Origin of the sequence: Mixta tenebrionis (genome assembly GCF_006517625.1) — a bacterium.
GTDB lineage: Bacteria > Pseudomonadota > Gammaproteobacteria > Enterobacterales > Enterobacteriaceae > Mixta > Mixta tenebrionis.
On record NZ_VHQI01000011.1, the window covers coordinates 1 to 20381 of the forward strand.

Consider the following 20381-nt stretch of genomic DNA (forward strand, 5'->3'; position numbering starts at 1 on the left):
TTGTATGAAACATTTTCAATTTCTGCCTGAAGACTCGACATTTTACTCGCTACAGGTTATTTTTGGGCATCTGGATGTCTAAACGTATAAACGTGTATTGTGAGGAAAACAGGTTATGCCGATTCGGGTGCCCGATGAACTGCCAGCCGTAAACTGTCTGCGTAATGAGAATGTGTTTGTGATGACCCATTCCCGCGCCAGCGTTCAGGAAATTCGACCGCTCAAAGTGCTGGTACTGAATCTGATGCCGAAGAAGATCGAGACGGAAAACCAGTTTTTGCGCCTGCTCTCTAACTCGCCGCTACAAATCGATATTCAGCTGTTGCGTATCGACAGCCGTGAATCGCGTAATACGCCGATGGAGCACCTCAATAACTTCTACTGTAATTTTGAGGACATCGCTCACGATAACTTTGATGGCCTGATTGTTACCGGCGCGCCGTTAGGCCTGGTCGATTTTCAGGATGTCGCCTACTGGCCGCAGATCCAGCGCGTACTGCACTGGGCTAAAGAGCATGTCACCTCAACTCTGTTTGTCTGTTGGGCGGTACAGGCTGCGCTCAACATTCTCTACGGGCTGCCAAAACAGACCAGGGCTACCAAGCTGTCAGGCGTCTATGAGCATCAAACGCTGCAACCGCATGCGTTGTTGACCCGTGGTTTCGACGATACCTTTCTTGCTCCACACTCACGCTACGCTGATTTTCCGGCGCAGCTGATCAGGGACTATACCGATCTGGAAATTTTCGCTGAATCTGAACTGGCAGGGCCTTACCTGTTAGGCAGCAAGGATAAGCGCCTGGCTTTTGTTACCGGCCATCCGGAATATGATGCGCTAACGCTGGCGGGTGAATATCAGCGCGACTGCGAGGCCGGGCTGAACCCGGTAATTCCCTGCAACTATTTTCCGCAGGATAACCCGGCGCTGCCGCCGCGCGCCAGCTGGCGCAGCCACGGCAATCTGCTGTTTTCCAACTGGCTTAACTATTACGTTTACCAGATCACACCTTATGATTTACGCCATATGAATCCCACGCTCGACTAGGTAAAAAGGCTGCGCTAATGAAAAAGCGCAGCAGCCAGCCGTTTCGGAGCGCCGATTGTTATCGGCGACAACAAGGCAGCGCGGCGTATGATTCGCTATCTTTGGGCTGCAATATGTCGCAGGCGAGATAAGTACAATGAGACAGGTGAAATAAGAGTGAATAACAGAATCGACGCGCTGCATCAGCAGCTGGCACAGCGCATTATGGTGCTGGATGGCGGGATGGGCACCATGATCCAGAGCTATCGACTGGAGGAACATGATTACCGCGGCGAGCGCTTTGCCGACTGGCCCAGCGATCTGAAGGGGAATAACGATCTGCTGGTATTGACGCAGCCGGAAATCATTCGAGCTATTCACAGCGCCTATCTGGAAGCCGGCGCCGACATTCTGGAAACCAACACCTTTAACGCCACCACGATCGCCATGGCGGATTACCAGATGGAATCGCTATCGGCAGAGATTAACTACACCGCGGCCAGGCTTGCTCGCGCCTGCGCTGACCAATGGAGCGCTAAAACGCCGCATCGTCCACGCTATGTGGCTGGCGTATTAGGCCCCACTAACCGTACCTGCTCTATTTCACCGGACGTTAACGATCCCGCCTTTCGTAATATCACCTTTGAACAGCTGGTTGTTGCCTACCGCGAATCCACGCGCGCGCTGATCGAAGGCGGCGTCGATCTGTTGATGATCGAAACCATCTTCGACACGTTGAACGCCAAAGCCGCCATTTTCGCTATCCAAAGCGAATTTGAAGCGCTGGGCGTCACGCTGCCGCTGATGATCTCCGGCACCATTACCGATGCCTCCGGGCGCACGCTGTCGGGTCAGACAACCGAAGCTTTTTATAACTCGCTGCGCCATGCCGAACCGCTGTCGTTTGGTTTGAACTGCGCGCTGGGGCCGGATGAGCTGCGTCAGTATGTGGCGGAGATGTCGCGTCTTGCCGAATGCTGTGTTAGCGCGCATCCCAACGCCGGCTTGCCTAACGCCTTTGGCGAGTACGATCTGGATGCCGCCGTCATGGCGGAGCAGATTGGCGAATGGGCGCGTGCCGGCTTTTTGAATATCGTTGGCGGCTGCTGCGGCACCACGCCTGCGCATATCGCCGCGATGGCGCGCGCGGTGGAAGGCATCGCGCCGCGTAAACTGCCAAAGCTGCCGGTAGCCTGTCGTCTTTCCGGCCTTGAACCGCTGAATATCGGCGCTGATTCGCTGTTTGTTAACGTCGGAGAGCGTACCAACGTTACCGGCTCAGCGAAATTTAAGCGGCTGATTAAAGAAGAAAAATATAGCGAGGCGCTGGACGTCGCGCGGCAGCAGGTAGAAAACGGCGCGCAAATCATCGATATCAATATGGATGAAGGGATGCTCGACGCCGAGGCGGCGATGGTGCGTTTCCTGAATTTGATTGCCGGCGAGCCGGATATTGCCCGCGTGCCGATTATGATCGACTCCTCCAAATGGGAAGTGATCGAAAAAGGCTTACGCTGCATCCAGGGTAAAGGCATCGTCAACTCCATCTCAATGAAAGAGGGCGTGGCCGCCTTTATCGAACATGCGCGGCTGGTGCGGCGTTACGGCGCGGCGATGGTGGTCATGGCCTTTGATGAAGAAGGTCAGGCAGACACGCGAGCGCGTAAAATTGAAATCTGCCGCCGGGCCTATCAGATCCTGACGGAAAAGGTGGGTTTCCCGCCGGAAGACATTATTTTCGATCCTAACATCTTTGCCGTTGCCACCGGCATCGATGAGCATAATAACTACGCGATGGATTTTATCGGCGCCTGCGAAGATATCAAACGCGAGCTGCCGCACGCGCTGATCTCTGGCGGCGTCTCCAACGTTTCATTCTCGTTCCGCGGCAATGATGCGGTTCGCGAAGCTATTCACGCGGTATTCCTCTATTACGCCATCCGCAACGGTATGGATATGGGCATCGTCAACGCCGGTCAGCTGGCAATCTATGACGATCTGCCTGCCGAACTGCGCGATGCGGTTGAGGATGTTATTTTAAACCGGCGCGCCGACAGTACCGAGCGCCTGCTGGATCTGGCGGAAAAATATCGCGGCAGTAAAGGCGAGGATGAGAGCAACAAGCCACAGGCGGAATGGCGCAGCTGGGACGTGGCGAAGCGGCTGGAATACTCGCTGGTTAAAGGTATCACCGAATTTATCGAAGAGGATACCGAGGCGGCGCGGCTGGAAGCCGATCGGCCGATTGAAGTGATCGAAGGGCCGCTAATGGCCGGGATGAACGTCGTCGGCGATCTCTTCGGCGAAGGGAAGATGTTTCTGCCGCAGGTGGTGAAATCGGCGCGCGTTATGAAACAGGCGGTGGCCTGGCTGGAACCCTACATTCAGGCCAGCAAGGCGGTCGGCAGCAGCAACGGTAAGATCGTGCTGGCGACGGTAAAAGGCGATGTGCACGATATCGGTAAAAATATCGTGGGCGTGGTGCTGCAGTGCAATAACTATGAAATCATCGATCTTGGCGTTATGGTGCCGACCGAAAAAATTCTCAAAACCGCCCGCGAAGAGCAGGCGGATATTATTGGTCTGTCGGGGCTGATCACGCCTTCGCTGGATGAGATGGTTAACGTCGCCAAAGAGATGGAGCGCCAGGGATTTACGCTGCCGCTGCTGATTGGCGGCGCTACCACATCCAAGGCGCATACCGCGGTTAAAATTGAGCAGAACTATAGCGGCCCGACGGTCTACGTGCAGAATGCTTCGCGCACCGTAGGCGTGGTCTCTGCGCTGTTGTCGCCAACGCAGCGCGACGGTTTCATCGCCCGCACGCGTAAAGAGTATGAAACGGTGCGCATACAGCACGGACGTAAAAAGCCGCGTACGCCGCCGGTAACGCTACAGGCGGCGCGGGACAATGATTTTGCCTTCGACTGGACGCGCTACACGCCGCCGGTAGCGCATCGTCTGGGCGTCAGCGAAGTACGGGCCTCCATCGACACGCTGCGTCACTATATCGACTGGACGCCCTTTTTCATGACCTGGTCGCTGGCGGGTAAATACCCGCGCATTCTGGAAGATGAGGTGGTAGGAGAAGAGGCGCAGCGGCTGTTCGCCGACGCCAACGCCATGCTGGATCGCCTGAGCGCGGAGGGCAGCTTAACGCCGCGCGGCGTGGTGGGGATCTTTCCAGCCAACCGCGTAGGCGATGATATTGAAATCTACCGCGATGAGTCACGCTCGCAGGTTATCGCCGTCAGCCATCATTTGCGCCAGCAAACGGAAAAGGTGGGCTTTGCGAACTATTGCCTGGCGGATTTTGTGGCGCCGAAGGCGAGCGGAAAGGCGGACTATCTGGGCGCTTTCGCCGTCACCGGCGGTCTGGAAGAGGATGCGTTGGCGCAGGCCTGGGAGCGTCAGCACGACGATTACAATAAAATTATGGTGAAAGCGCTGGCCGATCGTCTGGCGGAAGCCTTTGCCGAGTACCTGCATGAGCGGGTGCGCAAGGTTATCTGGGGCTACGCGGCCAATGAGAATCTGAGCAATGAACAACTGATCCGCGAAAACTATCAGGGAATCCGCCCGGCTCCCGGCTATCCCGCCTGTCCGGAGCATACCGAGAAAGCCACCATCTGGCAGCTGCTGGAGGTGGAGCGTCATACCGGCATGAAGCTAACCGAGTCTTTCGCCATGTGGCCCGGCGCCTCAGTTTCCGGCTGGTATTTCAGCCATCCTGACAGCCGCTACTTCGCCGTGGCGCAGCTGCAGCGCGATCAGATTGAAGACTATGCCAGGCGCAAAGGAATGGCGGTCAGCGAAGTAGAGCGCTGGCTGGCTCCGCATCTCGGTTATGATGCGGATTAAGACGCCACATCAGGCCTGCCTCGCCGGCCTGATGTCTCATGATAACCTTCTGTTCCTGTACGCCAGCCCCGGCTGGCGCATAGCTTCTTTACCTGCGCCCGTCTGCCGCTGAACTTATCTTTACCTTCCACTTAGCGCGATTGGTCTACATTTAATAGTGCCGCCGTATTAACTTGCCTGAAAAATAAGCTAAAAATATGCCTTTGTGGCGTGCTTAAGGGCAGGCGTCTCTTCAGTTGCTGAGCTTTTCCGCCAGGCAGGCAGCAGATACGGTTTTAGCCCGGCGCGAAGGAGTTGATAGTCGTGTTAACCCTGCTTAATTTGCTTTCCGCCGTCGCGCTGCTGGTATGGGGCACCCATATTGTCCGTACCGGCATTATGCGCGTTTACGGCGCGGATCTGCGGCGCGTGCTCAGCCGCAGCGTAGAAAAGAAGCCGATGGCCTTTATTGCCGGCATCGGCGTGACGGCGCTGGTGCAGAGCAGCAATGCCACCACGCTGTTGGTTACCTCATTCGTGGCGCAAAATCTGGTGGGGCTGACGCCCGCGCTGGTTATTATTCTCGGCGCCGATGTCGGTACGGCGATTATGGCGCGCGTGCTGACCTTCGATCTCTCCTGGCTTTCTCCACTGTTCATCTTTTTCGGCGTGGTGTTTTTCCTTGGGCGCAAACAGTCGCGCGCCGGCCAGCTGGGGCGGGCCAGTATCGGCTTAGGCTTGATTCTGCTGGCGCTGCAGCTGGTGGTGGAGGCGGCGCGTCCGATTACCCAGGCATCGGGCGTGCAGGTTCTTTTCTCCTCGCTGACCGGCGATATCATGCTGGATGCGCTGATCGGCGCGGTGTTTGCCATTATCAGCTATTCCAGCCTGGCGGCGGTGTTGTTGACGGCCACCTTAACCGCTACCGGCGTGATCTCGTTTCAGGTGGCGCTCTGTCTGGTGATCGGCGCCAACCTCGGCAGCGGCCTGCTGGCGATGCTGAACAACAGCGGCTCTAATGCCGCCGGCAAGCGCGTCGCGCTCGGCAGCCTGCTGTTTAAAGCGATCGGCTGCGTGCTGGTGCTGCCTTTTATACATGTGCTGGCGCCCTGGCTCGATAAGCTGCCGGTAGATGATGAAGAGCTGGTGATCTTCTTCCACGTCTTTTACAACCTGATCCGCTGCGTCATTATGGTGCCCTTTACCGATCCGATGGCGCGGCTGTGCAAACGGCTGATCCGTGACGATCAGGAGAATGACGAACGCCTGAAGCCGAAGCATCTCGATCGCAGCGCGCTGGATACGCCCGCGCTGGCGCTGGCAAACGCGGCGCGCGAAACGCTGCGCATGGGCGATGTGCTGGAGCAGATGATGTTCAACTTCAGTAAGGTCATTCACGGCGAACCGCGTCAGGATCGTGAGATCCGGCGGCTGGATGATGACGTGGATGTGCTCTATACCGCGATTAAGCTCTACCTGGCGCGCATGCCGAAAGAGGATCTGCCGGAAGAGGATTCGCGCCGCTGGGCGGAAATCATCGAAACCGCGCTGAACCTGGAGCAGGCGGGCGATATCATTGAGCGCATGAGCGGCGATGTGGCCGATAAGTCGCTGGCGGCGCGCCGCGCCTTTTCACCGGAAGGGCTAAAAGAGCTGGATCAGCTGCAGGAACAGTTACTGAATAACCTGCGGCTGGCGCTGTCAGTGTTTCTGTCGCGCGATATCGCCAGCGCGAAGCGGCTGCGCCGCGCCAAGCATCGCCTGCGCATGATGATCCGTCGTTTTTCCCACGCCCATGTCGATCGGCTGCATCAAAAAAACGTGCAGAGTATTGAAACCAGCTCGCTGCATCTGGGGCTGCTGGGCGATATGAAGCGTCTGAATTCACTGTTTTGCGCGGTGGCCTACAGCGTGCTGGAGCAGCCGGACGATGAGCGGGATGAAGAGTAAGAAGGCATGCTGGGACGTAAATATCCCGCGCAGCGCAGCGCGGGACGAACCGCCAGGTTTTACGCCTGCTTATCGGTAACCGGCTTACCTGACCAGTAGCCTGCCAGCAGCGAGCCGGAGAGATTATGCCAGACGGAGAACAGCGCGCCGGGCAGCGCCGCCAGCGGCGAGAAGTAAAGTTTGCCCAGCGTTGCCGCCAGCCCGGAGTTCTGCATACCGACCTCCAGCGCCAGCGTACGGCAGGTGGATTCATCAAAGCCAAACAGTTTGCCGCCCCAGTAGCCGCCGAGCAGGCCGGTGGCGTTGTGCAGCATCACTGCAACAATGGTCACCAGCCCAACCGAGCCGATAAATCCCTGGCTGCCGGCTACCACGGCGCTGATAATCAGCAGAATGGCGATCATTGAAAAAGCGGGCAGCCAGGGTTCGATACGTTTAACCAGCTTGTTCATGCTGTGATGGATAATCAGGCCGAGAGCAATCGGGATCGCCACGATTTTTATAATGCTGAGCAGCATACCCATCACATCCACTGCTATTCGGGTATCAACATACAGACGCGTCAGCAGCGGGGTAGCGAAAATACCGACCAGCGCGGAAACTGACGAGATGGTTACCGACAGCGCCACATCGCCCCTGGCCAGATAGATCATCACGTTGGAGGCGGTGCCGCTGGCGACGCTGCCGACCAGAATCATGCCCGCCGCCAGATCGGGCGGCATTTGAAACAGTTTCGCCAGCAGCCAGGCGGCCAGCGGCATCACCAGATAGTGCAGAAAGGTGCCGGCGATAACCGGCGCCGGACGTACCAGCACGCGCCTGAAATCATTAATGTTCAGGGTCACGCCCATGGCAAACATAATAATCATCAGCAGGTAAGATACCCAGGGGCCGATGCCGAGAAAGGTGGAGGGTGAATAACAGGCTGCCGCAGAGAGCAACACAGCCCACAGCGGGAACAGCCGGGTGATTTTGGCGAGCATAGGCCAGACTTCCTTATAAGAATGAGATGTTGGTTTGCCAGTAGACAACGTGCGCCTGCACCCGGAATCTGGGTAAAAAGCGAACAAAAATCATAGCATTAAGGAAGAAAGGGTAAAGGGGCGACCGGACGCCGCCCCGGAAAAGCGAGTTTATGCCTTGTTTTGCAGCAGAAAACGGTAAACCAGACCGCCAACGACGCCGCCAGCCAGCGGAATCAACCAGAACATCCACAGCTGCTCGATAGCCCAGCCGCCCTGATAGAGCGCAACGCCGGTACTGCGCGCCGGGTTGACGGAAGTGTTGGTGACCGGAATGCTGACCAGATGGATCAGGGTCAGCGCCAGGCCGATAGCCAACGGCGCGAAGCCTGCCGGCGCATGTTTATCGGTAGCGCCCATAATCACCACCAGGAAAATGGCGGTCAGTACGGCTTCTACTAACATACAGGCGAACAGCGAATAGCCGCCGGGCGAGTAGTCGCCGTAGCCGTTAGCGGCGAAGCCGTGAACATCAAGGTCAAATCCCGCTTTGCCGCTGGCGATCAGCCACAGCACGCCGCCGGCGGCGATGGCGCCCAGCACCTGGAAAATAATATAGGGCAGGATCTGCGCGGCACTAAAGCGTCCGCCGGCCCACAGTCCCAGCGTTACGGCCGGGTTGAAGTGTCCGCCGGAAATATGCCCGACGGCGTAAGCCATCGTCAGTACCGTCAGACCAAACGCCAGCGAAACGCCAGCAAAACCGATTCCCAGTTCAGGCCAGCCAGCGGCCAGTACCGCACTGCCGCAACCGCCCAGAACCAGCACAAACGTCCCTAAAAATTCAGCCAATAATTTTTGCATCATGATCCCTCATTTTATTTATATCCAGCGCAGCGCATTATCTTTGTCTGTTCAAAGACTGCAATCTTTATACGTGTTTTGCCGTCGGTTAGCGGCCCGTAGGGCGATATTCGAGACAAGTCTTGCTTTTTGCCGCCGGGAAAAGCGCAGGAAAAGGGAAAAATAAACGGTGGCGTTGTGAACGGGATAAAAAGAAAGGATGCCGGAAAGTGACCGGCACCCGCGCTGGTTTCAGCATTTAAACAGATTATGATGCAGCGTACGAACCACCTGCTCGGCGTCGTTTCCCGGCACCAGGAAACAGAGGTTATAGCTGCTGGCGCCGTAGCAAATCATGCGCAGATTAAACGGCTCCAGCACGCCGAACACCTCCTTGCCTACGCCGCACGCCTGCGACAGCTTGTTGCCGATTAACGCTACCAGCGCCAGATTTTCTTCTACCTCAACCCGGCAGAGCGAAGAAAGCTCGGTCAGCAGCGCCTGCGTCAGCAGGCTGTCGCCGGTTGAAGTAGAGCCGGTGGTATCCAGCGTCAGCGCGACGCTCACTTCCGAGGTGGTAATCAGATCGACGGAAATATGGTGGCGCGCCAGAATAGCGAAAACCTCGGCGAGGAAACCGCGGGCGTGCAGCATATTCAGACTGTGCAGGGTAAGCAGCGTTTGTTTGCGGCGCAGCGCCAGCGCCCGGAACAGCGGCGGATTTTCCGTGCGGTTGCAGACCAGGGTGCCGCCAGCCTCAGGATCTTTGCTGGAGCCGACAAATACCGGAATGTCGCTGCGTACCGCCGGCAGCAGCGTCGCCGGATGCAGCACCTTCGCCCCGAAGGTCGCCATTTCCGCCGCTTCTTCAAATGTAATCTGATCGATGCGGCGCGCCGCCGGCACAATGCGCGGATCGGTAGAGTAGATGCCCGGTACGTCGGTCCAGATATCGATACGCTGCGCCTGGAGCGCTTCGCCCAGCAGCGCGGCGGTGTAGTCGCTGCCGCCGCGGCCAAGGGTGGTAGTGCGGCCTTTCGCCTCGCTGCCGATAAAGCCCTGAGTAATTACCAGCGCCTCTGCCAGTCGCGGGCGCAGCTGCAGGCGGCTTAGCTCGGCCAGCGCGTTAACGTCCGGTTCGGCGCGGCCAAAACGATCGCTGGTGCGCATAATTTTGCGCACGTCGAACCATTCGGCGGCGACGTTGCGTTCGCGCAGGATCTCTACAAACAGCAGGGATGACATCAGCTCGCCGTGGCTGACCAGCTCATCGGTCAGCGCGGCGGAAGCGGCCTGCGCTGCCGCTTCCGCCAGTATGGCGATATTTTCCAGCATCCGATCGATCTCTTCGCGAATCACCTGCGGCTGCTGTAGCCGATTGATAATCGCGTACTGAATATTACGGATATCTTCAAGCAGAGCATCGCGCTGCGCCGGCGGCTGGCCTTCGGCCAGCGCAACCAACAGGTTGGTAATACCGGCGGAGGCGGAAAGCACCACCAGGCGTACCCTGGCGTCAGCCAGCACCACCCCGGCGCTGCGGCTCATAGCGGTAAAATCGGCAACGCTGGTGCCGCCAAATTTTGCAACGATCAAATCAGTGTGAGACATAGTGACCCCGTGTCAGGTTTATTCTGGCAGCCTTGGCACAAGGGAAGCAGAGACGGGAGCAGGCGTAGAGAGGAACAGCTACGAGCACCCAGAAGCGCTCCACCTTGCGGCGCGTCCGACTGTCGCACGCGCCTGGTGACAACCCAGGGGATTCAGCCCCTGCAGCCGACAGATCCTCCGCCGTGGATTTTCCGCCTCGGCGTCGCTCCCCCTGATGTGTTTTCACCGGATACGGCTCCTCCAACACACTGCCTGGGCGACGCGCCTCTTCTGGCTTGCGCACTGCTGCGCAAGTAACCATTTACAAATATCGGGTTATGGTTCCGCTGTCAACGCCTGGCGTTTGAAGATTTCTCATCTTACCCTTGCGTGTGGGTTAATCCGGCGCTGCCGCCGGTTAAAGGCGGCGCGCTGGCTAATTTAAGGGAATTTAAGCACTATCTGGCGTTAAATTACCTTGTTGAAATGATTCAGCTTGCTGATGCAGCACAATGAAAGACGGCCGCGGCTGCGTAAAAATAGCGCCAGCAAACGGCGGCCTTCGCTTTCGTTATTGCTGCCGTAACGGCAGCGGTGCGGCGCGCGCTTTCAGCGGGCGCGAGCGCATCGGCGAGCAAAATGTGCGTTATCGAACCGGGTAGGATTCCGAAAACCAGCCGCGATCGGATAGCCGCAAGCCGCGGCGGCCAGGCTCTCCGTCAGGCGTTTGCCGCGCTGATGCGGATACTGGCCGGCAGCGGCGAAGCAGAAAGCGGTATAAAAATTTTTCCTTCAACGGTAAGAGTCGTCATACTGAAATACCTGGCGGCTGACATCGCCGCAGCCTGAATTACGGTTGTTAAACATAAGAGTGTTGCCATGAAAAATATCAATCCGACGCAAACTGCTGCCTGGCAAGCCCTGCAGCAGCATTACGAACAGATGAAAGATGTACGCATTGCCGAGCTGTTTGCTCAGGACAGCGATCGTTTTGCGAAATTCTCCGCCACCTTTGACGACCAGATGCTGGTGGATTTCTCAAAAAACCGCATCACTTCCGAAACCCTGGATAAACTGCAGGCGCTGGCGCGGGAAACCGATCTGGCAGGCGCGATCAAATCGATGTTCGCCGGCGAGAAAATCAACCGCACCGAGGATCGCGCGGTACTGCACGTTGCCCTGCGCAACCGCAGCAACACGCCGATTATGGTTGATGGTAAAGATGTGATGCCGGAAGTGAACGCCGTACTGGATAAAATGCAGGCGTTTTCGGAACGCATCATCAGCGGTGAATGGAAAGGCTATACCGGCAAACCGATCACTGACGTGGTGAATATCGGCATCGGCGGCTCCGATCTCGGCCCCTATATGGTGACCGAAGCGCTGCGCCCGTACAAAAATCACCTGAACATGCATTTTGTTTCCAACGTCGACGGCACCCATATCGCGGAAACGCTGAAAAAAGTCAGCCCGGAAACCACCCTGTTCCTCGTGGCCTCTAAAACGTTTACCACTCAGGAAACCATGACCAACGCCCATAGCGCGCGCGACTGGTTCCTGAAGGCGGCGGGCGATGAGCAGCATGTGGCGAAACACTTTGCCGCGCTCTCTACCAATGCGCAAGAAGTGGCGAAGTTCGGTATCGATACCGCCAACATGTTTGAATTCTGGGACTGGGTTGGCGGTCGCTATTCTCTGTGGTCTGCGATCGGTCTTTCTATCATCCTGTCAGTCGGTTTTGATAACTTCGTGCAGCTGCTGAGCGGCGCGCACGCGATGGACAAGCATTTTGCAGAAACGCCGGCGGAACAGAATCTGCCGGTGCTGCTGGCACTGATCGGCATCTGGTACAACAACTTTTTTGGCGCGGAAACGGAAGCGATTCTGCCTTACGATCAGTACATGCATCGCTTTGCGGCTTATTTCCAGCAGGGCAACATGGAATCCAACGGTAAATACGTTGACCGCGAAGGCAACCCGGTTACCTGGCAGACCGGCCCCATCATTTGGGGTGAGCCGGGCACCAACGGCCAGCACGCGTTTTATCAGCTGATTCATCAGGGCACCAAGCTGGTTCCCTGCGATTTCATCGCGCCGGCCATTACCCACAATCAGTTAGGCGATCACCACGACAAGCTGCTCTCTAACTTCTTTGCGCAGACCGAGGCGCTGGCCTTCGGTAAATCCCGCGAAGTAGTGGAGAAAGAGTTTGCCGATGCGGGTAAGGATGCTAAATCCGTCGAGCACATCGTGCCGTTTAAGGTGTTTGAGGGCAACCGCCCGACGAACTCTATTCTGCTGCGTGAGATTACGCCCTACAGCCTGGGAGCATTAATTGCGCTGTATGAGCATAAGATCTTTACCCAGGGCGCGATTCTTAACATTTTCACTTTCGATCAGTGGGGCGTAGAGCTGGGCAAACAGCTGGCGAACCGTATCCTGCCTGAATTGAAAGATGCAGGTCATGTCAGCAGCCATGACAGCTCAACTAACGGCCTGATTAATCGCTATAAAGCCTGGCGTTAAGCTGCCGCACTCCTTCTGAAGGGCGCCTTTGCGGCGCCTTTTTTATCCGGCACGATAATATCTTTTTTTACTCTGGCGATCGGCTAAGGCCTGCCCAATATCCTGCGTCCTGAAGTTAGTGAAAATTCAGCTGCGGAGAGCTGCTGAAACGACGATAAATAGCGCAAACCGCCAGCCTGTTATTTCTCAATCCCACCGCTAAGATGTCGTCAAAACTACCAGGAAATTAACGTAACTTTTTGAAAGACAGCCTCATTTAGTAAAGGTTGCTTATGAAATTACCCGCAGTACCTGTTTGTTAAGCTAAAAAGAAATTAATTTACGTTATTTCAATAATTAAGTTTTTGGCAGGACAATAATTCAATCTTATCTCTTGATTAACTACTGTTGCGCTAAAAAATAAAGATAATTAAGAATGTTTCACTATCAATAACTCTTATTCTCTTTTCTGGCGATCTCATAATTTCTGATAGTTTATGCCCGAAACGGCAGAGCGCCGAAAGTAATCGGTTCCTTTATTCATTCAGCTGATAAAGGAGTGCTCATTATAAAAACTGTAAGAAATTTACTATGAAAAATTTATCTGACGTTAGCGCCATTGCGCTGGTTTTAGCTACTTTTTTGACTACATCGGCGGCAGCCGCGGGAGCTGCGGCAGGGGACGTCGCCGGTATCGCGGCGGGTGAAAAGGCCGGCGCCATTTCTACAGGCAGCGCCAGCTACGCCGGGGTCGGCGTCACTGGTTCACTGTTAGGCGCCGGCGTGGCGGCTATCGGCGGCGGCGATAGCGCCAATACCGGCACCACTACCACCACCACAGGAACAAGACGCTAGTTTATTAACCGTCGTCACGTTGACGCGGCTGTTTTTTCATTTCGCACCATCGACGCAAGGATGCCAGAGTGCGCCATATTCTGTTGCTGTTTTTTTGCCTGCTGCTCCAGGCCTGTACGCCAGCGCAGCAGGGACTGATGGAAAGTGTTAAGCAGGCATTTGCCGGGCTGGATGATGTCACCGTACCGGTTGAACGCATTCAGTCGCTGCCTTATGCCAGCATCTATCTCCGTGTTAATCAGGGTCAGCGTCTCTTTCTGGTGCTCGGCTATGCCGAAAACGGCCAGCATAAGTGGATCACGCAGGACCGTGCGATGCTGGTTACGCAAAACGGGCGGCTGATCAAAACGTTGGGACTGAGCGATAACCTGCTGGAAGTGACTAATCTGACGCAGGATCCGCTCGCCCGGCCGCTGCTGATACAGGAAGGCGACGGCTGGACGCGCGTTCTGAGCTGGACGACAAAAAACCGCCTGCGATCGGCGCTGGCCACCTCGCGTTTCCAGCGCGGCGAGGATCAAGTGCTGCACATCGCCGGACGGGATATCGCCTGCCGCGTCTGGCATGAAAAGGTTAGTGTGGCAGCCAGCGGCGCCCGCTGGCAGAACACCTTCTGGATCGACAGCGCCAGCGGCGAGGTGCGCCAGAGCGTGCAAAACCCCGGCGCTGGGGCGCTGACGGTTGATATTACCCTGCTGAAGCCGGTGATATCATGAGAATCTCTCTCTTTCTGACCGCAATGGCATGCGGCCTGACGTCTGATGCGCTGGCGGCAAGCCAGGTGATCGTCCATTACCCCCATACCGCCGCCGCCGCCGTGGTGAAAGATGCCGAAAGGCTGCTGCAGCTGACTACCAGCCCGGCGCTGGCGCAGCGCAGCTGGTGGCCCGGCACGGTAATTGCTGAGCCTCTGGCGAGCGCGGCGGCGCAACAGCACTATCGGCAAACGCTCGCGCGCCTGCGTGGCTGGGCGGCAAGCGAACAGGGCGACCGTGCCGCCGCCGTCAATGCCGTTATTCAGCAGCTGAGTAAGGTGCGGGTAACCGGGCGGCAATTTACCGTGCTCGATCCTGACTGGATACGGCTGCATCCAGAGGCAAATCGCCGCCTGGAAGGCGAATACCACCTCTACACGCTGCGTCGTCCCGATACCGTTACGCTGATGGGCGCTATCAGCAACGACGGCAAGACGAGCTGGCGGCCGGGAGGCGATACGCGCGACTACCTGCAAGGCCATACGCGGTTAAGCGGCGCGGAGATGAATCAGGCGATCGTTATTGCGCCAGACGGCGCTACCCAGACGGTGCCGGTAGCCTACTGGAACCATCGCCATGTTGAAGTGATGCCTGGCAGCACTATTTTTATCGGCTTCTCGCGCCCGGCGCTGCCGGATGAGCTGCGCGATCTGAATTCACAGATTGTGACCATTTTGACGCAGCGGGTGCCTGACTGATGAAGAAATATCTGCTTCCCAGCCTGATGGCTGTTTCTGTCGCCGCCGTCTGTCACGTGCAGGCCGCCGCCTGGGATGAACCGCTGCGGCCCTCCCAGTCCGATTTCGGCGGCGTCGGCCTGCTGCAGACGCCAACGGCGCGCATGGCGCAAGAGGGCGAGTTCAGCCTTAACTATCGCGATAACGATCAGTACCGCTTCTATTCCGTATCGATGGCGGTTTTCCCCTGGCTGGAGGCCAGCGTGCGCTATAGCGATGTTCGTACGCGGCGGTACAGCAGCTCCGCCAGCTTCAGCGGCGATCAAACCTATAAAGATAAAGCGTTCGATTTTAAGCTACGCCTGTGGCAGGAAGATTACTGGCTGCCGGAAGTGGCGGCGGGAACGCGCGATCTGGCCGGAACCGGACTGTTTGACAGTGAATATCTGGTTGCCAGCAAAGCCTGGGGTCCGCTCGATTTTACGCTGGGCATCGGCTGGGGTTATATCGGTAACGGCGGCAACATTAAAAATCCATTCTGTCGCTATGACGATAAGTTCTGTCGCCGCCGCAACGTTTCGGGATCGACCACTGCGGTTAACGGCGATGAGCTGTTTAAAGGTCCCGCCTCGATCTTTGGCGGTATGGAGTACCAAACGCCGTGGCAGCCGCTGCGCCTGAAGCTGGAGTATGAGGGCAATGATTATCGCGATGACTATGCCGGGCAGCTGGCTCAGCGCAGCCGGATAAACGTCGGCGCTATTTACCGCCTTAGCGACTGGGCCGATATCAACGTCGGCTATCAGCGAGGCGACACCTTAACCTTTGGCGTTACGCTGCATACCAACTTTAACCAACTGCATACGCCCCATTTTGACCAGGCGAAACCAGAGTGGCGGCCGCAGCCGCAGGCGGCAATCCTGCAGCATACGGTGGTCGCCAGTCAGCTAATGGCGCTGAAATATAATGCCGGTTTCGATGCGCCAAACCTGCAAATTAAACAGCGCACGCTGTATGTCACGGGCGAGCAGGTTAAATATCGGGATACGCAGGAGGGCGTCGATCGGGCCAACCTGATTTTAATCAACCATCTGCCGGCAGATATCGATACGCTACGCGTGACGCAGACACGTTACAACCTGCCGCAGGTGACTACGGAAACGCAGGTGAGCAGCCTGTATCAGCAGCTTGATGGCTACCCGCTGGGGCATGAACAGCCGCTGCAACAGCGACGCATCGATCCTGTCGAGACGGGAAAAACCGAGCAGGGCTATTACATCGAAAAAGATCGCTTTAGCTATGGCCTGGCGCCGGTACTGAACCAGTCGTTTGGCGGCCCGGAAAGCTTTTACATGTATCAGGCCGGCATTGGCGGCCATGCCGACTACTGGCTGAGCCGGCAGCTGTTGGTGGGCGGCGGCTTCTTTGCCGACGTGACGAATAATTATGACCGCTTTAAATATGATGGACGGCCCGCCGACTCCGCGCTGCCGCGGGTGCGTACCCATATTCGTGACTATGTGAAAAATGATTTCTATCTGAATAACCTGCAAATGAACGGGTTCCGCTATCTCGGTAACGGTATCTATGCGCAGCTCTATGGCGGTTATCTGGAGACCATGTACGGCGGCGCGGGCGCCGAGGTACTTTATCGGCCGCTGGACAGCCGCTGGGCGGTTGGCCTGGATGCAAACTACGTGAAGCAGCGCGACTGGGACAATATGATGCGCTTTACCCGCTACAGGGCGTCAACGGGACATCTTACCGCTTACTGGCAGCCCGGATTTATGGATGACGTACTGGTGAAAATGAGCGTGGGACAATATCTGGCGCAGGATAAAGGCGGCACGCTTGATATTTCGAAGCGCTTCGCCAGCGGCGTTAGCGTGGGGGCTTATGTCACGCTGACTAACGTCTCCCGTGAGGAGTATGGCGAAGGCGATTTTACCAAAGGTTTTTATATTTCAGTGCCGATGGAGCTGTTTACCGCCACGCATAACCGTGGAAAAGCGCGGATTGGCTGGGAGCCGCTGACGCGAGATGGTGGGCAGATGCTGATGCGTAAGCATCGCCTGTATGATATGACCAGCGATCGCGACATAAACTTCCGCTAGCCATTAAACCTTTACAACAATAAGGTTATTAAGGGCGTTTTTTATTTTATTGTGACTATACTGTGATCTTGCTCACGTTATGTCATGATGCCCGTCCGGCTTAGCTGACGCGTTGAGCCATCTTTAACAGGAAGCTTTTATGGTAAGCGAAAAATTCATCGCCGCGGCGCTACAGTGGGTATTAAATGCCGGCCTGTTGATTCTGGCGATTATTTTAATTGTTTTTTTAGGAAAAGAGACGATTCACCTGGCAAACGTATTGCTGAATACCGGCGAGGCGGCCTCTGCCTATCTGTTAGTGGAAGGCATCGTTATCTGGTTCCTTTATTTTGAATTCATCGCGCTGATCGTAAAATATTTCCAGTCAGGATTTCATTTCCCGCTGCGCTATTTTGTCTATATCGGCATTACGGCGATTATCCGGCTCATCGTTGTCGATCATAAAAATCCGTTTGATACGCTCTGCTATTCCGCAGCGATTCTTATTTTAGTGGTAACGCTGTGGCTGGCGAACAGTAACCGCCTGAAGCGTGAGTAATAATGGCGGCCTGCTTTCGCCTGAAAGTAGCAGCTGAATGGCCCGTCAGGCAGGTTTATCAGCCGTCCGCAGCCAGAGGCGACGGCAGCAAGGTTAACCTTTCCATTTACGCTATGCGCCCGTATTTATCTGTGCTCTCTTATTTCCTGCGCCAGCGCCGCTGTAGAACCGTAAAAAAAGGCGGCCGTCAGGCCGCCGGAAAAACACAGGAAACAACTTAACAGTGGCAATAACAACCAGGGCAACAACCGAGGAAAATCATTAGCTAACCCTTTACGCCGCCGGCGGTCAGACCGCTCACCAGCCAGCGCTGCGCCAGCAAAAAGACCAACGTAATCGGCAGGGCGGAAAGTACCGCCGCCGCGGCAAAATCTCCCCACAGATAGTTCTGCGGGTTCAGGTACTGCTGCATTCCTACCGCCAGCGTGTAGCTGTTCACGTCACGCAGCAGCAGCGAGGCGACCGGCACTTCGGTGACCGCCGCGATAAACGACAAAATAAACACCACGGCGAGAATCGGCACCGAAAGCGGCAGCAAAATCAGGCGAAACGCCTGCCAGGGCGTCGCGCCGTCAAGCGCCGCGGCTTCTTCCAGCGAACCGTCGATCGTTTCGAAATAGCCTTTAATCGTCCAGACATGCAAAGCGATACCGCCGAGATAGGCGAATATCAGCCCGGCATGGGTATTCAGGCCAATAAAAGGAATGTACTGCCCTAAACGATCGAACAGCGCATAGAGCGCTACCAGCGACAGCACCGCCGGGAACATCTGAAATATCAGCATTCCTTTCAACAGCGTTGATTTGCCGCGAAAGCGCATACGCGCGAAAGCGTAGGCGCAGGTGGTTGAAAGCGCCACAATGCCGACGGCGGTAATCGCCGCCACTTTAACCGAGTTCCACAGCCACAGCAGCACCGGAAAGGGCGGCGGCGTTACGCTGCCGTTTTCATGGGTTACTGCAAAACCGAGCGCCAGTTTCCAGTGATCCCAGGAGATATGTTCCGGCAGCAGGCTGCCGATAGCGTAGTTGCCGGGGCGCAGCGAGATGGCGAACACCATCAGCAGCGGATACATAATCAGCACGATAAAGCCCAGCAGCAGCAGATGCGTCAGCGCCAGCCGTAGCTTTTGCGATGCAGGTTTCACCATCGCCATAGTTTGCTCCTTATTCGGTCCTGATGCGGGTGAATTTCAGATTGACCAGCGCCAGCGCGCCCACCAGCAGGAAGATCAGCGTGGCGATAGCGGCCGCCAAACCGAAATCCTGACCGCCGCCGCCTTCAAAGGCGATGCGCCAGGTGTAGCTCACCAGCAGATCGGTATAGCCCGCAGGCGTGGTAGTGCCGAGACGATCCGGTCCGCCGTTGGTCAGCAGCAGCACCAGCACGAAGTTATTAAAGTTAAAAGCGAAGCTGGCGATCATCAGCGGCGTCAGCGGCTTAATCAGCAGCGGCAGCGTAATGCGCAGGAAGTTTTGCCGCGGCGTGGCGCCATCCAGCGCGGAAGCCTCGTAGAGATCGTCCGGGATCGCCTTTAACAGCCCCATACAGAGGATCATCATATAGGGATAGCCAAGCCAGGTATTAACGATTACCAGCATGGTGCGCGCCATGGTCGGATCGCTGAACCAGGCGGGTTTGATGCCGAACAGGCTATCAAGCATCATATTGATCTCGCCAAAGCTCTGGTTAAACAGCCCCTTAAAGATCAGGATGGAGATAAAAGCGGGCACGGCGTAGGGCAAAATCAGCAGCAGCCGATAAACCGCACGCCCTTTCAGCGCTTCCCACTGCATCAGACAGGCCAGCACCATACCAAGCGCGACGGTCAGCAGCACCGTCAGCGCCGCGAACACCACCGTCCAGATAAAAATAGCGATAAACGGCTGCTGGATGCCCCGATCGGTCATTACGCGCAGGAAGTTTTTCCAGCCGATGGCGACGGTATAGCCCGGACTGAGCTTTTCGCTGGTCCACTGCTGGTTTGCATCTTTGGTCTGCCAGAAGCCGGTATCATCATTGGGATACCATATCTGACCGGTCTGTTTATCGGTCAGGCTATTATCTTCACCGGGGCGATAGCGCGGCTGGGTGCCGGAGAACTGGCGCAGCGAACTCATCCGTAGCTGAGTGTTGTCCGGCAGCCGTGCCGTCAGCCGGGAAAGCGCCTGGCGATTCTGGGTAATCACGCGCAGCATCGCGCGTTCCCCTTCAGGAGGCTGCTGCGTTTCAGTAAGAGTAAGCGTTTGCTCACTTTGAGAAGAGAGCGAAAAGGGCGGCGAGATAAACTGTTTATTCTCTGCGCCGTTTAACAGCAGGCGCCAGCGGTTATCCGTCGTCGGCCAGAGTGAGAAAGCGTAGCCTTCGCCAGCCTGAAACTGGCGATCCAGCAATACCTGACGCGCCCGTTCAAAGGTGAGCTGGTTGGTGCTGCTGTAGTTGGTAAAGGCGATAGCGATAGTACAGGCGAGCGGAAACAGGATAAACAGCACGATGCCGGCCAGACCGGGCCAGACATAGCGCCACGCCTGCGCGCGCCGCCAGGAGAAGACTATCAGGCCGCTGCTGAGCAGCAGCAGCGTAACAATAGCGAACAGGTATTCGCCCTGAGCATACATCAGCACAACCAGATAACCGGTTACTAACACGCAGAGGGCAATAACCAGCCACTTCAGGGCGTCACGCTGCCACCACAATGCGGATTTTGCCATTTCAGGATCCTTCTGCA

Annotated in this window: 14 protein-coding genes and 1 riboswitch; of the genes, 9 read left to right on the forward strand and 5 right to left on the reverse strand. The window is 56.4% G+C overall.

Translation table 11 applies throughout. The features are described from left to right. Window positions 1-115: 115 nt before the first annotated feature. The 3 genes from metA to FKM52_RS16480 all read left to right on the forward strand — a co-directional run bounded on the left by metA (window position 116) and on the right by FKM52_RS16480 (window position 6814). Window positions 116-1045, forward strand: coding sequence for a homoserine O-acetyltransferase MetA (metA, locus tag FKM52_RS16470; RefSeq protein ID WP_141177247.1), 930 nt, complete (start codon window positions 116-118; stop codon window positions 1043-1045). Between the two features lie 156 nt (window positions 1046-1201). Beyond that, on the forward strand, window positions 1202-4885 hold the full coding sequence (gene metH, locus FKM52_RS16475; RefSeq protein WP_141177248.1) for a methionine synthase: 3684 nt from the start codon (window positions 1202-1204) through the stop codon (window positions 4883-4885). A 303-nt stretch (window positions 4886-5188) separates the two neighbouring features. Beyond that, entirely contained in the window at window positions 5189-6814 is a 1626-nt protein-coding gene (locus FKM52_RS16480) for a Na/Pi cotransporter family protein (RefSeq protein ID WP_141177249.1), read from the forward strand. Between the two features lie 59 nt (window positions 6815-6873). Here FKM52_RS16480 and panS read toward each other — a convergent pair whose 3' ends face one another. From panS to lysC, 3 genes are all read right to left on the reverse strand, one after another. After that, window positions 6874-7797 carry a ketopantoate/pantoate/pantothenate transporter PanS gene (panS, locus tag FKM52_RS16485; RefSeq protein WP_141177250.1) on the reverse strand — a complete coding sequence of 308 codons (924 nt, stop codon included), beginning with the start codon at window positions 7795-7797 and terminating at the stop codon, window positions 6874-6876. Window positions 7798-7947: 150 nt separating this feature from the next. Continuing rightward, on the reverse strand, window positions 7948-8643 hold the full coding sequence (gene aqpZ, locus FKM52_RS16490; RefSeq protein WP_141177251.1) for an aquaporin Z: 696 nt from the start codon (window positions 8641-8643) through the stop codon (window positions 7948-7950). Between the two features lie 228 nt (window positions 8644-8871). Further along, entirely contained in the window at window positions 8872-10230 is a 1359-nt protein-coding gene (gene lysC, locus FKM52_RS16495) for a lysine-sensitive aspartokinase 3 (protein ID WP_141177252.1), read from the reverse strand. An 84-nt stretch (window positions 10231-10314) separates the two neighbouring features. Continuing rightward, window positions 10315-10508, reverse strand: a riboswitch (Lysine riboswitch). A gap of 580 nt (window positions 10509-11088) precedes the next feature. Here lysC and pgi point away from each other — a divergent pair. The 6 genes from pgi to psiE all read left to right on the forward strand — a co-directional run bounded on the left by pgi (window position 11089) and on the right by psiE (window position 17653). Continuing rightward, window positions 11089-12735, forward strand: a complete 1647-nt coding sequence (pgi, locus tag FKM52_RS16500) for a glucose-6-phosphate isomerase (protein ID WP_141177253.1) — start codon at window positions 11089-11091, stop codon at window positions 12733-12735. 570 nt (window positions 12736-13305) lie between these two features. Then, window positions 13306-13569, forward strand: coding sequence for an exopolysaccharide production protein YjbE (gene yjbE / locus FKM52_RS16505; RefSeq protein WP_141177254.1), 264 nt, complete (start codon window positions 13306-13308; stop codon window positions 13567-13569). Window positions 13570-13637: 68 nt separating this feature from the next. Then, entirely contained in the window at window positions 13638-14285 is a 648-nt protein-coding gene (locus FKM52_RS16510; RefSeq protein ID WP_141177255.1) for a YjbF family lipoprotein, read from the forward strand. Continuing rightward, complete coding sequence (locus FKM52_RS16515; protein ID WP_377090333.1) at window positions 14279-15022, forward strand: capsule biosynthesis GfcC family protein; 744 nt, start codon at window positions 14279-14281, stop codon at window positions 15020-15022. Before FKM52_RS16510 ends, FKM52_RS16515 begins: the two co-directional genes overlap by 7 nt. Then, a complete protein-coding gene (locus tag FKM52_RS16520) occupies window positions 15022-17115 on the forward strand; it encodes a YjbH domain-containing protein (RefSeq protein WP_141177257.1) in 2094 nt (697 codons plus the stop codon). Before FKM52_RS16515 ends, FKM52_RS16520 begins: the two co-directional genes overlap by 1 nt. A 139-nt stretch (window positions 17116-17254) precedes the next feature. Further along, window positions 17255-17653: a phosphate-starvation-inducible protein PsiE gene (gene psiE, locus FKM52_RS16525; protein WP_141177258.1), complete on the forward strand. Its 399-nt coding sequence runs from the start codon at window positions 17255-17257 to the stop codon at window positions 17651-17653. A 265-nt stretch (window positions 17654-17918) separates the two neighbouring features. Here psiE and malG read toward each other — a convergent pair whose 3' ends face one another. After that, window positions 17919-18809 (reverse strand): maltose ABC transporter permease MalG, encoded by an 891-nt coding sequence (gene malG, locus FKM52_RS16530; RefSeq protein WP_141177259.1) that lies wholly within the window; start codon window positions 18807-18809, stop codon window positions 17919-17921. A gap of 10 nt (window positions 18810-18819) precedes the next feature. Further along, window positions 18820-20364: a maltose ABC transporter permease MalF gene (malF, locus tag FKM52_RS16535; RefSeq protein WP_141177260.1), complete on the reverse strand. Its 1545-nt coding sequence runs from the start codon at window positions 20362-20364 to the stop codon at window positions 18820-18822. Window positions 20365-20381: the final 17 nt, after the last annotated feature.

What these genes read in the sequence shown, in the direction of transcription:
- metA (WP_141177247.1), top strand. Translation starts at nt 116, where the DNA reads ATGCCGATTCGGGTGCCCGATGAACTGCCAGCCGTAAACTGTCTGCGT.
- panS (WP_141177250.1), bottom strand. Translation starts at nt 7,797, where the DNA reads ATGCTCGCCAAAATCACCCGGCTGTTCCCGCTGTGGGCTGTGTTGCTC.
- aqpZ (WP_141177251.1), bottom strand. Translation starts at nt 8,643, where the DNA reads ATGATGCAAAAATTATTGGCTGAATTTTTAGGGACGTTTGTGCTGGTT.
- lysC (WP_141177252.1), bottom strand. Translation starts at nt 10,230, where the DNA reads ATGTCTCACACTGATTTGATCGTTGCAAAATTTGGCGGCACCAGCGTT.
- pgi (WP_141177253.1), top strand. Translation starts at nt 11,089, where the DNA reads ATGAAAAATATCAATCCGACGCAAACTGCTGCCTGGCAAGCCCTGCAG.
- yjbE (WP_141177254.1), top strand. Translation starts at nt 13,306, where the DNA reads ATGAAAAATTTATCTGACGTTAGCGCCATTGCGCTGGTTTTAGCTACT.
- FKM52_RS16520 (WP_141177257.1), top strand. Translation starts at nt 15,022, where the DNA reads ATGAAGAAATATCTGCTTCCCAGCCTGATGGCTGTTTCTGTCGCCGCC.
- psiE (WP_141177258.1), top strand. Translation starts at nt 17,255, where the DNA reads ATGGTAAGCGAAAAATTCATCGCCGCGGCGCTACAGTGGGTATTAAAT.
- malG (WP_141177259.1), bottom strand. Translation starts at nt 18,809, where the DNA reads ATGGCGATGGTGAAACCTGCATCGCAAAAGCTACGGCTGGCGCTGACG.
- malF (WP_141177260.1), bottom strand. Translation starts at nt 20,364, where the DNA reads ATGGCAAAATCCGCATTGTGGTGGCAGCGTGACGCCCTGAAGTGGCTG.